This is a genomic window from Bartonella florencae, from assembly GCF_000312525.1.
Taxonomy (GTDB): domain Bacteria; phylum Pseudomonadota; class Alphaproteobacteria; order Rhizobiales; family Rhizobiaceae; genus Bartonella; species Bartonella florencae.
Genome location: NZ_HE997452.1, coordinates 414,779 through 428,819 on the forward strand (window position 1 = coordinate 414,779; position 14,041 = coordinate 428,819).

At 37.9% G+C, this 14,041-nt stretch carries 14 protein-coding genes and 2 pseudogenes; 7 read left to right on the forward strand and 9 right to left on the reverse strand.

Going from position 1 to position 14,041, the window contains the following annotated elements; genetic code table 11:
* The 8 genes and pseudogenes from BN202_RS04570 to BN202_RS09925 all read right to left on the reverse strand — a co-directional run.
* On the reverse strand, window positions 1-210 hold a 210-nt coding region (locus tag BN202_RS04570; protein ID WP_019219372.1), incomplete at its 3' end, for a TrbC/VirB2 family protein.
* Window positions 211-336: 126 nt separating this feature from the next.
* Window positions 337-645, reverse strand: coding sequence for a VirB2 family type IV secretion system major pilin TrwL (trwL, locus tag BN202_RS04575; protein WP_019219373.1), 309 nt, complete (start codon window positions 643-645; stop codon window positions 337-339).
* A gap of 175 nt (window positions 646-820) precedes the next feature.
* Window positions 821-1,068 (reverse strand): annotated as a pseudogene (trwL, locus tag BN202_RS04580) (VirB2 family type IV secretion system major pilin TrwL); the annotation flags it as partial.
* A 110-nt stretch (window positions 1,069-1,178) separates the two neighbouring features.
* Window positions 1,179-1,490 carry a VirB2 family type IV secretion system major pilin TrwL gene (gene trwL, locus BN202_RS04585; protein ID WP_019219374.1) on the reverse strand — a complete coding sequence of 104 codons (312 nt, stop codon included), beginning with the start codon at window positions 1,488-1,490 and terminating at the stop codon, window positions 1,179-1,181.
* A gap of 58 nt (window positions 1,491-1,548) precedes the next feature.
* Window positions 1,549-1,866, reverse strand: coding sequence for a VirB2 family type IV secretion system major pilin TrwL (gene trwL, locus BN202_RS04590; RefSeq protein WP_019219375.1), 318 nt, complete (start codon window positions 1,864-1,866; stop codon window positions 1,549-1,551).
* Complete coding sequence (gene korA, locus BN202_RS04595) at window positions 1,829-2,128, reverse strand: KorA family transcriptional regulator (protein ID WP_019219376.1); 300 nt, start codon at window positions 2,126-2,128, stop codon at window positions 1,829-1,831. Before korA ends, trwL (BN202_RS04590) begins: the two co-directional genes overlap by 38 nt.
* A gap of 126 nt (window positions 2,129-2,254) precedes the next feature.
* Complete coding sequence (locus BN202_RS04600) at window positions 2,255-2,872, reverse strand: lysozyme family protein (RefSeq protein WP_019219377.1); 618 nt, start codon at window positions 2,870-2,872, stop codon at window positions 2,255-2,257.
* Window positions 2,869-3,495, reverse strand: a complete 627-nt coding sequence (locus BN202_RS09925; protein WP_019219378.1) for a hypothetical protein — start codon at window positions 3,493-3,495, stop codon at window positions 2,869-2,871. Before BN202_RS09925 ends, BN202_RS04600 begins: the two co-directional genes overlap by 4 nt.
* A 129-nt stretch (window positions 3,496-3,624) precedes the next feature.
* Between BN202_RS09925 and BN202_RS04610 the strand changes: the two genes are divergently transcribed.
* Entirely contained in the window at window positions 3,625-3,912 is a 288-nt protein-coding gene (locus tag BN202_RS04610) for an H-NS histone family protein (protein ID WP_019219379.1), read from the forward strand.
* A gap of 967 nt (window positions 3,913-4,879) precedes the next feature.
* Here BN202_RS04610 and BN202_RS04615 read toward each other — a convergent pair.
* Window positions 4,880-6,142 carry a ubiquinone biosynthesis hydroxylase gene (locus BN202_RS04615; protein ID WP_019219380.1) on the reverse strand — a complete coding sequence of 421 codons (1,263 nt, stop codon included), beginning with the start codon at window positions 6,140-6,142 and terminating at the stop codon, window positions 4,880-4,882.
* Window positions 6,143-6,635: 493 nt separating this feature from the next.
* Between BN202_RS04615 and BN202_RS04620 the strand changes: the two genes are divergently transcribed.
* From BN202_RS04620 to BN202_RS04640, 6 genes and pseudogenes are all read left to right on the forward strand, one after another.
* Window positions 6,636-9,086: an FtsK/SpoIIIE family DNA translocase gene (locus BN202_RS04620; RefSeq protein ID WP_019219383.1), complete on the forward strand. Its 2,451-nt coding sequence runs from the start codon at window positions 6,636-6,638 to the stop codon at window positions 9,084-9,086.
* A gap of 302 nt (window positions 9,087-9,388) precedes the next feature.
* A pseudogene (locus tag BN202_RS09700) lies at window positions 9,389-9,678 on the forward strand (DNA translocase FtsK); the annotation flags it as partial.
* Between the two features lie 113 nt (window positions 9,679-9,791).
* Complete coding sequence (locus tag BN202_RS04625; RefSeq protein ID WP_019219384.1) at window positions 9,792-10,421, forward strand: LolA family protein; 630 nt, start codon at window positions 9,792-9,794, stop codon at window positions 10,419-10,421.
* A gap of 26 nt (window positions 10,422-10,447) precedes the next feature.
* Complete coding sequence (locus BN202_RS04630; protein WP_019219385.1) at window positions 10,448-11,263, forward strand: exodeoxyribonuclease III; 816 nt, start codon at window positions 10,448-10,450, stop codon at window positions 11,261-11,263.
* 61 nt (window positions 11,264-11,324) lie between these two features.
* Window positions 11,325-12,821 (forward strand): efflux transporter outer membrane subunit, encoded by a 1,497-nt coding sequence (locus BN202_RS04635; protein WP_019219386.1) that lies wholly within the window; start codon window positions 11,325-11,327, stop codon window positions 12,819-12,821.
* Window positions 12,818-14,038 (forward strand): efflux RND transporter periplasmic adaptor subunit, encoded by a 1,221-nt coding sequence (locus BN202_RS04640; protein ID WP_019219387.1) that lies wholly within the window; start codon window positions 12,818-12,820, stop codon window positions 14,036-14,038. Before BN202_RS04635 ends, BN202_RS04640 begins: the two co-directional genes overlap by 4 nt.
* Window positions 14,039-14,041 lie beyond the last annotated feature (3 nt).

Below are 14,041 nucleotides of genomic sequence, written 5' to 3' on the forward strand. Positions count from 1 at the left end.
AATTGCTAAGCACAAAAGAATAACGGCAGCAGCAACAGGGATAATGTTGTTGATAAGATCTCGCTGCAAAGTTTCTAAAGCAGTTTTTGCTTTGTCTAAATTTTGCGCTTGAACATATACAGGATAATTTAAAAAAAATGCAGTTATAGCTGTAGAAATTGCAGTAATTGGAGTACTATTTTTTGATCGAAGGTTCTTTAGTTGTTTCATCTTTTATTCTCATTGAAATTTTTATAAAGGCTGTTTCTACTTTTTAATATTAAGGGATATCATGACAAATTTATTTATAACCAATCAATAAAATCCGTTTTGTTAAAATTGTATTATATAAATCCATTATTGTTGAAAGAACATTGTGACAAGCTGAGTTGCTGAACCGGCTATAATAACGCCAACTGCCCAGCGTACAAACGTATCTTTTTCGATAAAACGCCCTGCATAACCAATTGCTAAACACAAAAGAATAACGGCAGCAGCAACAGGAATAATTTTAGTCGTAAGATCTTGCTGCAAAGTTTCTAAAGCAGTTTTTGCTTTATCCAATGCAGCATACGCAGGGTGAGTTATAAAAAATGCGGTTATAGCTGCAGAAATTGCAATAATTGGAGTATTATTTTTTGATTGGAGGTTCTTTAGTTGTTTCATATTCTATTCTCATTAAATTATTTAATAATGTTTATCTCTTCGCGGTATAATTAGAGGTTATTACTGAACACAGACTCTTCTTGAAGAAAAGCATTTCGTGTTAGAGACTTTATGGGCCAAACAACATTTTAACAAGTTCAGCAGCTGAACCAGCGATGACAACATCAACTGCCTAGCGCACAAAAGTATCTTTTCGATGTAACGTCCTGCATAGCTAATTGCTAAACATAAAAGTATGACAGCAGCAGCGATAGGAATAATGTTAGTCGTAAGATCTCGCTGCAAACTTTCTAAGGCTTTTTTTGCATTAGCTAAAGTTTTTTGAGCATAAACTGGTTTATTCATAAAGAATAGAATTAAAGCTGTGGAGATTGCGTCAATTCTATTATTTTTTTGCGATTGAAAAAGGGGTAATCGTTTCATATTGTTTAGCCTAATTAGATTGTAGTTGGTGTAAAAACACTGCTAGCAAACTTCTTTTTTGCAACGAAAAGAATATTTCATGTTTAACGTTTTATATTTCAATGGATTTATTATTGGCCGCTAAATAATAAAGTAGCAAGTTCAGTTGCTGAACCAGCGATGACAACGCCAACTGCCCATCGTACAAAAGTATCTTTTTCGATGTAACGTCCTGCATAGCCAATTGCTAAGCATAAAAGGATAACGGCAGCAGCAACAGGAATAATTTTAGTAATAAGATCTGTTTTTAGATCACTTAATGCTTTTGCAGCCTTATCTAGCTTAGCATATGCAGGGTGAGTTATAAAAAATGCAGTTATAGCTGCAAAAACTACAATGACCTGATTATTATTTTTTGATCGGAAATTACTTAATTGTTTCATTTTCTTCTCTTATTAAAGTTTTTCTTATGAGTATCATATTTTTTTACAACTCTCTGCTTTATGCATTTGCAAAGAACATGTTAACAAGTTCAGCTGCTGAACCAGCGATAACAACGCCAACTGCCCAACGTACAAAAGTATCTTTTTCGATGTAACGCCCAGCATAACCAATTGCTAAGCACAAAAGGATAACGGCAGCAGCAACAGGAATAATTTTACCTAATTCTGTTTTAAGTGTGTCTAAAGCTGTTTTTGCCTTGTCTAAAGTTTTTGCTTGGGCATATACTGGATGATTTACAAAAAATACAGTTACAGCTGCGGCAGCTGTGATGATTCCGTTATGGATTGTTTTTTGAAAAATATTTGTTTGTTTCATTTTCTTTGTCCTCATTAAGATTAAAGCTGCCACAGATAACCCCTCTTTCATGAAGGAATTTAAAAAGATATTTCGGATCAGCCCAAGTTCTCAATTTTCCTCTTTGCGTAAGAAGTGTATATTTATTTGGTTTACCGGTTACTGGATCATCTGCAACAAATGTAAAATACCACTCTCTTTCTGAGCGCATTACAATGGTAATTTCACGCGCTACTCTTTGATTAAATGCTCTATCAACACTGTTTTGTTCTATCATTTTCATTATTTTGGCCCTCAATTAGAAAAGATTTTATCCAATCTTACTAATTAGAGCTTTAATATTTTTTTATCTACCTTTTACACGGCATCTCATCAAAATTGTCATTCTAATTGACAAATGTAATAATCATTACTCCTGTAGTTTTTCAAACGAAGAATCCTTTTCTGTAAAAGCATCAAAAACACCACTTGCTTTATGTGTAAAAGCATCCTCTGCTGAGAAGAGAGGAGGAGACTCTAGTTTAATTATCTGCTCTGCATCTCTCGTCTGAAGCTTTATAGCTTCTTGTGATTCTCCATCTACAACAGGAGCCTTTACTTTGGTTTGTGAAGCAACTTTCTGTACAGAAGCATTGACAAAATCATTTTTGAAATTCTCTGTGTTGTAAAAATTGAGCACAGCCCGTTTAATATTGTAGTGTGAAATCGATTGCTCACAACAATGTGTTAAAGCAGCTTGCACAACCTTAAAGTTCTTAAAAGGAACAACAGTAGAAAAAAAGGAATGGAAATATTTTAAATCTTCGTGGTCAGTTTGTTGCCAATATTTGCCAAAATTATGCCTATTCTGTTCATATTCAGGCTTTGCGATTGCTTTTTCAAATAGCAAAGGCTGGTGTAGTAACGCACTATCATTTACTACACAGATACCATCTAAAGATTCCTGCATGACGACAGTTGAAAATGCCGTAGGATTTTGGAATGGTGTACATGCAACAGAAAGCATTATGAAATTTGAAACAATCATAAAATACACACCTTATGATGAAAATTTTTGTTGATACAAACATCAATTCCATGTGATTTTTTGCAAGATTGTTCTGTGGCTTTTCTATAAATTTGCGGAATAAGATTTTTTAGCTCAAAATATCCGTTGCAATTATAGATATAGCCTCTTTTAAGAATATTTTTAACGTACGAGAACATCCAATAAATTAAGCAAATTTGCAGAATAAAACAGGGCACATTACGCCAATCGATGTTATTGTTTTTATATTTTCGGAAAAAGAAAATCTTCCCACATGAAAACCAATTTTGAGAAGTTCTTGAGATTGATTGTTTGGTACAATTTTCTAACCGTTGAAATTTTTCTGAAGAATATTGATGTGTAGTAAAAAGGCATTGTAACTGTGAATGTTTTTTCCCACCAGAATAAAGCATCTCATCATTACACAGAGAGGGCTTGTTCTTTGCTACATATTGCCATAGTTTATAAAGTTGTGATTTATATTCACTTTTAATCTCTGATTTATGAAAATCAGGGAGATGTGGTGGTGTTTGCATACACCGGCTATTAACCCCAGCTATTGAGCTGAAAAAGGATGCAGCTGTAACAGTTGACACACCAATAAATAGTTCTTTGTGGTTCAAGACACATCTCCATTAAAGTGATATATTCATCATAATTTTAATTTCGATAACAAATGGAAGAAAATCGGCTATAATTGTGTTAAAAATATGGCGAGATGCAATTATTTTTTTGCAAGGGGAGTAATTAAGGTGAATGATCTCAAAAATATGAATTTTGATGAGCTACAGGAAATGCGTGCCCAAATTGATGTGGAATTGAAAAGGCGGCAAGCAAAAGAAAAACAGAATGCACGGCGAAAAATTCTTGAAATTGCTAATGCACATGGAATCGATATTGCTGATCTTGTGAGTAAAGAACGTCATTATAGAAACCCCAATAATCAATGGGAGTTATGGAATGGGCGTGGACGGAGACCTAAATGGATTAAGGAATGGCTGGAGAGTGGTTATGCGCTTGAAGAGCTAGAAGTCACATAATACATATGCACCATTTACAAAGAAGGAGAATCACAAGAGAGATCAATACAAGCTGTGTGTTCTTTGGGATGATACGATGTATAAAAGATTGGGATATTCGTATCCTGAGTTCCAAATAAAACCATAGAAAGCATCAATTCATTTTAAGTGAAAAAGCTGTATTGTTATATGCATGCTCTTATTTTTCGAATGTTGGTTTCTAGAACAGTAGATTGATGTTTTTGTGATTTTTTGCTCTCTTAAATCTTTGCTTTATTTTTTTATCATTTGTATGATGATGATGAAAAATGGTTTTGGGGGATAAAATTTCCATAATGCGTGTTGGTTTTGATATTTTGATAGGATCCTGTGATATCTGTTCAAGATATTTATTATTAAAATGCATTCTATGCATCGCTGAATACAGAGCTTATTGAAAATAAAAAGATAGGATCATTTTTCAGCCTCTGTTTGTTTTTTTACAGTACAGAAAGCGAGGGGGACGTGTATAATTTATCAAACGGTGATGGTAGGAACTTTATAGTGTCATGTAAAATCTTTTCATGGCATTATGTAAAGTCCATTGTGTACCAATATCTTTATGCTTATGAAGGCGTAAGCTGGCAGTATCATACTCTTTATTAGCCAATGTTGCGATAGCTCTTCTATTTGAAAGCTCTCATAGGAGGTGTCTTGATTTCTTGCCTTTAAGTGTTTTTATGCACATGTTCATGCCGTTTTGATGTGCAAGGAAAGAGTTTTGACTGATTTAATATAAACAGATTTGAAATTGAGAAAATCTTACGATATTTTGTTTTTTACTTCAATAGGCAAAACAATGAATTGTTATAAATCAAAGTGTTGTAAATATTTCTCTCGTGGTTTTTCTAAGAATTTGTTGTGGCACAATAAGCAAAGGGTTTAAACTTTAAGAAAGGAAGTTTTATTCAAAGGTTGCAAAAGTGCAATGGTGCGGTTTTTATTTTGCTTAAAGGGGGAGGCCGTGTAGCAGACGTGGTGCATGAGGGGTGAGACCAGAAGCTTCTTGAATAAAATATTTTTTTAGTTTTGGCGTTTGATTGACAATTCCAAGACCAGTATCACGTAGCATTCGTAAGAAAAGATTATCGTTAGAAAAGAGTTTATTAAGCCAATCATTGCTTAAAGCCATACGTGTGGTTTCAAAACGTCTCCAACTTTGATAGCGCTCTAAAGCAGTGAGAGAGCCAATATCAAGACCTAATCGTGCCGTTTCAATGATTACTTCGGTGAGTGCGGCGCTATCGCGTAATCCTAAATTGAGTCCTTGTCCTGCAAGGGGGTGGATTGTGTGGGCGGCATCACCAACGAGAGCAAAACGAGGTTTAATGCATTGACGTGTTAAAGAGAGCTGCAAAGGAAAAGCTTGACGTTCGCCATTCCAAGAGAGTTTTCCAAGTTTATGACCAATGCGTTTTTCGAGTTCTGTTTCAAAAATAAGGGCATCAGCTTTGAGGTAATATTGTGCGGTTTTATGGGATTCATTCCATACAATGGCGGATCGGTTACCTTTGAGAGGGAGAAGTGCGAAAGGACCCGCGGGGAAAAAATGTTGAATTGCTTGTCCATGATGGGGTTTTTCATGTTCGATGGTGCAAATGATGGCTGTTTGTTTATAGGGATGAGAAAAATTTTTAAGGTTTGCTTTTTCGCGTAATTTCGAATGGGCACCATCGGCTGCAATAAGCAATTTGGTTTGCCAAATTTGTGCATTGCTTAAAGTGACGGTTGTTTGTTGCTCTTCTTGGTGAAAATCAACAACACGCGCGTTTGCAATGATAGGGATAGCAAGATCTTTTACACGTTTTTTTAGAGTGTGGATGAGTTCTCTGTGTTCTACCATGGTAGCGAAAGGCTCATCGGGAGCAATATCTCCTTCAAAGGTTAAAAGAGTTGGTTTAACGGGATCATTTATGTATGCATCAGTGATGATCATTGAGTGAATAGGTTGGGCAGAGGATTTTATATGTTCCCAACAGTGCAATTGTTTTAACATACGAATAGAAGCAGCAGCAAGGGCGATGGTTCGTATATTGGAAATGGGGGTATCTTCTTGAGGGGCAGCATCAACGATATTGATTTTCAGTTCAGGGGCTGCTTGTTTGAGTGCTACCGCTAGCGTTAATCCAACAACTGCTCCCCCCGCAATGAGAAGATCGCATTGTTGTAGTGCTTTATTGGGTTTTACATTTTTATCAGGGTCAAAATACACAACGCTTCATTCCATTGTTGATTATTTATTCGGTCTTCAATAGGATAACTTTAACATTCCCTTTTATATAATTGTACAATATTTCACGTTTTATTTTCATTTCTTTTTTGCTTTAACAGATATATTTGTCTTTTTGCGCTTGCTGGTGGATAAAAAGGCTGTTTTTTAATGGTTTTCTCCTCTTGTTGATCATTTGTGTCGTCCACTCTAAACTTCAATTTGATAATTTGACAGGGCAAATATCTGGAGCATTTTATTTGATTTTATCATTTTATACTTCACTATATGCAAAAGAAAACTGAAATCAGATAAAGATGATATGATATTTTTAAGTTGTATGAATATGCCTTATGAGTCTTATGAGAAAAATATTTTTCAGCTCTCAAAGGTTAAAAAAATGGTTATGATTGTGATGGTTAAAACTGTGTTAATATTTTGCGGTCATAATTTTATAACTCTGTTAATGTGAAGGTTCGGTATTTGGAATTGATAGATGCATCAAAGTTCTTTTTCTTATGATTCATTAGAAGTGCAAAAATCTTACAGTTCAAGACTTCTTGAAATGTTTTTGCGTCAGATTGGTGTTTTCATTGGACTTGGGCTTTTGGGCTTTCTTATTTTTTGCGTTTTCGCTTTGGCAACTTGGAATGTTGCAGATCCCTCATTAACGCATGCAAGTACAAATAGAATTACAAATTTTATGGGATGGCCAGGGGCAATTTTTGCAGATTTTGTCATGCAGTTTTTTGGTTTGGCTGGTCTTGGTGTGTTGTTGCCACCGTTGTTTTGGTCGTTTCTTTTGTTGGCACAAAAAAATATCTACAATTTATTGTTCCGCCTTTTTTTGTGGGTGGTCTCAACGATTTGTTTTTTAATTTCTTTTGCCCTTATGACACCTGTTGCTTCTTTTACCTATTGGCCATTGCCAATAGGATTGGGTGGGGTTTTGGGGGATAAGCTTTTAAGTATCCTTTATTCCATTTTTCCTATTTTTCTTTCTCCATTTCAGAATGTACTCTTGAGTCTTGTTGTTATAGTGTTGGGTTTTTTAATGGCTGCTTTTTCCGGTAATGTGGTATGGCGGCGCCGGATAAAAAAAAGTAAAGTAAAAAATGTCCACAAAAATGAAATTGTTGAACCTCTCTTCGATGAATTAGAAGATGCAGAGCATGCTGCAGATGAAGTACAGCATAGTTTTTTTGTGACAACTTTTGGAGCTATTTTACATCTTTTTTATTTTTTACAAGCACGTTTCTTGCGTCTTTTTTCCTTCAAAAATCGCTCTCAGGGGCGAGAAAAGTCAAAGTCATTGGGAAAGTCACTGGAGAGGATTGAACCAATTTTTGGAGATGAAAAAACACAATGTCAGGAAAATCAAGATGAAACACGCGTTTTTCCTGTTAAAAAGCGTGCTTTGAAATCCTTCACAACTTCTGCAAATGGTGGTTTTCTCCTTCCCCATTTAGACTATCTTTCGGTTCCCCCCCCTTCGGTTCGGGATGCAAAACTTTCTCCTGCTGTTTTGAAAGCCAATTCTCAGGAACTTGAGGGGGTCTTGTTAGATTTTGGTGTGAAGGGAAAGATTATTGATGCACGTCCTGGTCCGGTGGTCACTTTGTATGAATTTGAACCTGCAGCCGGTATTAAATCTTCTCGTATTATTGGTCTGGCAGATGATATTGCACGCTCAATGCGTGCGATTTCAGCACGTGTTGCTGTGGTACCAGGACGCAATGTCATTGGAATAGAATTACCCAATGCAAAGCGTGAGATGGTTTATTTACGAGAAATGTTACAAGCGCAAGAATTTATTGACAGCAAAGCAAAATTGGGACTTGCTTTGGGTAAGACAATCGGGGGTGAGACGGTTATTGCGGATTTAGCAAAAATGCCTCATCTTTTGGTGGCAGGTACAACAGGATCGGGAAAATCTGTTGCCATTAATACCATGATTTTATCGCTTCTTTATCGTATGACGCCTGAGCAATGTCGCCTCATCATGGTGGATCCGAAAATGCTTGAACTTTCGGTTTATGATGGCATTCCCCATTTGTTAACACCGGTGGTGACAGATCCTAAAAAAGCAGTGATTGCACTTAAATGGGCTGTGCGTGAAATGGAAGAGCGCTACAGTAAAATGTCAAAACTGAATGTGCGCAATATTGATGGATTTAATGCACGTCTTAAAGAAGCCGAAAGTCAGGGAGAGACAATGGTGCGTACCATTCAAGTTGGTTTTGATCATGAGACTGGTGAGCCTCTTTATGAAACAGAAACACTTGATTTTAGTCCTATGCCATATATCGTTGTTATTATTGATGAAATGGCCGATTTGATGATGGTTGCTGGTAAAGATATTGAGGGAGCAGTACAACGCTTAGCACAAATGGCGCGTGCTGCCGGTATCCATGTGATTATGGCAACACAGCGTCCTTCGGTGGATGTGATCACAGGGACCATTAAAGCCAATTTTCCTACACGTATTTCTTTTTCGGTGAGTTCAAAAATTGATAGTCGAACAATTCTTGGAGAACAGGGTGCTGAGCAATTGTTGGGACAGGGAGATATGCTCTTTATGATGGGAGGAGGGCGTGTCCAACGTGTTCATGGACCTTTTGTGGCTGATGATGAAGTGGAACAGGTTGTAGGGCATCTCAAAGCGCAAGCACTTCCTGATTATTTAGAGACCATTACGCAGGAGGTGGCAGAAAATGATGCGGATACATCGCTGACTTCTCCTGCAGATGATCCTTATAGCCAAGCCGTGGCAATTGTTCTTCGCGATCGTAAGGCATCAACCTCTTATATTCAACGCCGTTTAGGTATTGGCTATAACCGTGCGGCTTCTTTGATTGAACGAATGGAAGAAGAAGGTATTATTAGTGCGGCAAATCATGCAGGGAAGCGGGAAATTTTGGTTCCTGCCGAAGAAGAGCGCTTTTAAAATGAAAACTTGGAGAGTCTTTTCAAACAAGATTTTTTTAAAAGGATGTTTCTTCATCAATTGTCGTTTAGTTATACAATAAATAGCCCTTGCTTTCGTGTATTATTATAAAAACATTTTCTATTTTTTCTCTTAATGAAATGAAAAGAGCCTCTCAGTGAGCAAAAATGAGTCTTTTGGTACTTCATTTCTCTTTGAGGATTTATGATCATTTGTACTTCTTCGCTCATTAAGTGTAGGGAGAAAAAATATCATAAGTTCAGCAAATAGTACGGGGAAAAGGGGAAAATTTAATGACTTTTAAAGCTCAAAGGCAAATTGATTATTTGGCGAGCGTTACGCAAGAGATCGCAAAGAAGAGGGGGATTTTTCTTTGACTTCTGCTTTAGTAGATCATTTCTATAATCAAGCTGTTGCCCTCGTTCTTGGTGACCGTAAGGCTTCACGTCTTATATTCAACGCCGTTTAGGTATTGGCTATAATCGTGCAGCTTCATTGATTGAGCAAATGGAAGAAGAAGGTATGATTGAGTTCAGCAAATGATGCGGGGAAACGAGAGGTTGTGATGTCTGCCCAAGAAGAGCGTTTTTGAAATAAAATCTTTTAATAGTTTTTTTAAAGAATATCTTTTTCTTTGAGAGAAGGGTATTTATCCATTATTCTACTTAAATTAGAAAATAAATATATTGCTTGGGAGCATTTTCTATGAAAACGTCTTTTTTGCCACAAACACAAAGAAAAGTCTTTGGGTTTGTTGGAATTATTATCTTTTTGTGTTTCATTTCTCCTGCTTTTTCTCAATCATCTAATAAGGTGGCATCCAATAAGGTGGTAAAGGCGCAGAACATTGTTAATCAATTTGCGGCAATGAAAACAATGACAGGTGACTTTATTCAATTTAGTCCACAGGGGAAAATGTCTCAAGGAACGTTTTATCTAGAGCGGCCAGGAAAAATTCGTTTTATTTACAAAAAAATACCTCTACAAATTATTGCAGATGGCCGATTTATAGGAATTAATAACCGCGCGCTGAATACTTGGAATTTTTCACAGCTTTCTCAAACGCCAATGAAATTTCTCTTAGATGATAAAGTTAATATATCATCTGGACGTTTATTTGCATTTCGTGAGGATCCAGGAGCAGTGACGATTGTTTTGCAGGATAAAAGCATGGGGCCAGGGCAAATTAGGATGGTTTTTGATTCCAAAAGCGCTGATTTACGGCAATGGACAATTGTTGATCAACAGAATTTAGAGACCACTGTTCAAATTATGAATGTACGTACAGGTGTGCGGTTTGTCGATGGGATGTTTACACTTCCCTCGAAGAAATAGAGAGTTGTTTTTCATTGGGGAAAAAGATGGTCTTTCGTATTGCAACTTGGAATATTAACTCTATTCGTTTGCGTCTTGCACAGGTTTTTCAGTATTTGGAACTCTTTCCAGCTGATATCCTGTGTCTACAGGAGACAAAATGTCCAGATGCTTTCTTTCCAGTGGAGGCTTTTAGAGCTATTGGATATAAGCATATCGCATTCAGTGGACAAAAATCCTACAATGGTGTGGCAATTGTGTCGCGTTTGCCTTTTAAAAGTGTTGAAAAGCGTTCCTTTTGTCAAAAGGAAGATTGTCGTTATATTTCAGTCATTGTTGAAGTCTGTGGCAGAGAGATACAAATTCATAATTTTTACGTTCCTGCTGGGGGAGACGTGCCTGATGCTGATGTCAATGAAAAATTTCGCCATAAACTTGATTTCCTAGAAGAAATGTTTGCTATCCGTGCAGATCAAGGAAATGGCCTTTCTTCTCTTTTGCTGGGGGATTTGAATATTGCTCCTCTGGTTGATGATGTTTGGTCTCATCAACAGTTGCTGAAGGTTGTAAGCCATACACCCATTGAAACAGAACGTTTACAGGCTTTATGCCATCAAGGGGGCTGGGTTGATTTGATGCGGTTGCAGTTTCCCGTTCCTACTAAGCTTTATACATGGTGGAGTTATCGTGCTCGTGATTGGGAGCTTGCTGATCGTGGACGGCGGCTGGATCATATTTGGTCTTCTCCAGATTTAGCGCCTTTTATGGCTGATCTGTCAGTTTTTCGTGCTGCACGGGGGTGGAAGCAACCTTCAGATCATGTGCCAGTGCAAACTGTATTTGATTTTTTGCATCAATTTTGAAATAACAGGTAAATAAAATATTAATATTCGTAATTGATTCTGAAGAAATATGGGAGACTCGATGTATATCAGAAATCTCAAAGGGGTTGTTTCTAGCAGATTACTTTATAGTATTTTGTTGTGTTTTTTTATATTATCAGGATGTATGGTTGGGCCTAATTACCAGAAAACATCTTTTCGTGTTCCTGCACATTGGGGGCAACAGTCTGCGCAGACTGCTGGGCATGCGGTCACAATTGCTGGTTGGTGGCGGAGTTTGAATGATCCTGTTTTGAATGCCTTAATGAATGATGCAATTGCTGAAAATAATAATGTTGCTATTGCCAAAGCACGGGTGCGCGAGGCACGTGCCACTTTAGGGCAAACTGTCGGTTCTCTTTTGCCAAATGTGGCAAATTCAGTTTCAGGAACGCGTAGCAATTCTGCATCATCTGATGGGGGGATAGGAAAATATTTCACGCAATATCGTGGTGGTTTTGATGCCAGCTGGGAACTTGATTTTTTTGGTGGGCATAAGCGGGCTGTTGAGGCAGCACGTTATGGTCTTGAAGCTTCTGTGGAAGATATGCGTGCGACCATGGTGACGTTGCTTGGAGATGTGGCAACAAATTATGTTCAGTTACGCGGTTGGCAGCAAAAACTGTTGCTTGTACGGCAAATTGCTTCATCACAACGTAAAACATATGAATTAATACGGAGCAGATTAACGGCTGGTGATGCTTCAGAGCTTGATGTTTCAAATGCAGAGGCACAAGTGGCAAATACAGAGGCAGATATATCGCAAATGGAAGCAAATTTGGCAATGAGCATTCATCGCTTGTCTGTCTTAACAGGTCGTGTGCCTACAGCATTGCAAGATCTTTTACAAAAAAATGCAAAACACGCGAAAATTCCGCAACCAAAATGGCCAATACCAGCAGGAATTCCAGCTGATATTTTGTTAACACGTCCCGATTTGCGACGAGCTGAGCGTCAATATGCGCAGGCAACAGCGCGGATTGGTCAACGTCAAGCAGATCTTTATCCATCATTGACTTTAACCGGTAATATTTCAACCGCAGCAGAGACAATAAATCAATTGTGGAAAAATTCAACAATTGGCTGGTCTTTTGGACCTGGGCTTCGTTTTCCTTTGTTTAATGGAGGGCAGATTATGGCTTCTGTTGAAGTGGCGCGCGCACAGCGTGATCAGGCTTTTATTGCTTATCGTTCTGCTGTGTTGGGTGCTTTAGAAGATGTGGAAAATGCGCTGGTAAGATTAACCAAAGAACATCAGCGTTTAGAAAAGCTTATCATCGCAGATAGAGCTTCTTTGCATTCTTTACAGCTTTCACGCCGCCTTTTTGAAAATGGAAATACTAGCTTCCTTGAATTATTAAATGCTAATCGTTCCTATTATTCTGCGCAAATGGCACTTAAAGATAGTCGTGTTTCTTTGGTTACTCAATATATTGCGTTGATGAAGGCGTTGGGTGGTGGTTGGGATGGTGTCGTTGATGTGTCGCGTCCAGAAGTTGTCGATGCTGTACACCGTTCACGTACAAAGGTAGGGCAATGAAAAAAAATACCATAAAAGATTTTATAAAAAAACGCAAAAAACTTTCCCTCTTTTTAACTGTTCTGTTCTTTATCATCTTATTATGGTTGCGTTCTGTTTTTTTTGGAACATCAACGCCGGCTTATATGACAGCAGTGGTAAAACGTGGTGATATCGAGGAAAGTGTTTTGACTTCTGGTCTTGTGCGTCCTTATCGGTTAGTGGCTGTTGGTGCGCGCGCAACAGGGCGTGTGGTGTCTATGCGTGTTGCCCCTGGAAGTGTTGTTAAAGAAGGCGATCTCTTGGCAGAAATTGATCCTACAGATCAAGAAAATGATCTGAAAAGAAAAAAAGCTGCTTTATCTCACTATCATGCAAGTTTGGTGGAACAAGAAGCCTATCTCGCTCTTGCACAGAAAAACTTAGAACGTCAGAAAAAAATGATCGAAGCACGGGCGATTTCACGAGCAAATCTCGATGATGCTGTAACACAGGTAAAAATACGCGAAGCGCAAATTGCTCAGCTGCGTCAGCAGATTATACAGGCACAAATTGATGTGGAGAGTGCAGAGGTCAATCTAGGGTATACACGGATAACCGCCCCTTCAGCTGGAACGGTTTTGGCAACGGTTGTTGAAGAAGGACAGAACGTGAATGCGGTGCAATCTGCGCCAACAATTGTTATTTTAGGTGATTTGTCAAAAATGACAATCAAAGCACAAATTTCAGAAGCTGATATTCTTAAAGTTCAGGTGGGGCAACCTCTTTATTTTACGGTTTTGGGGAGTGTACAACGTCGTTATGAAGGCGTTCTAGAAAAGGTAGAACCAGCTCCTGAATCCATTCGTGCCGATGTGAGTATCAATCCTAGTATGAGAGAGTCTAATTCTCTCACATCATCGGCTATTTATTATAATGGAATTGTGCATGTGGATAATAAAGATAATTTTTTGCGGACTTATATGACCGCGCAAGTGCATATTATCTTAGGGCGTGCTCAGAATGTTTTGTTGGTACCAAGTGACGCTTTGCGTGATGAGACAAAGGAGCGTACAGCATGGGTTTCTGTTTTGGTCGGGAAAGATAAAGTGGTGGCAAGACAAGTGACCGTTGGGCTTAATAACAAAATTATGGCAGAGATTGTTTCAGGGCTTCATGAGGGTGATGTGGTTATTACAGGTTCGCCTAATGGAGTTATGCCAAATGTTCCTCATGAATATAGCGAGAATGAGAATTAAACC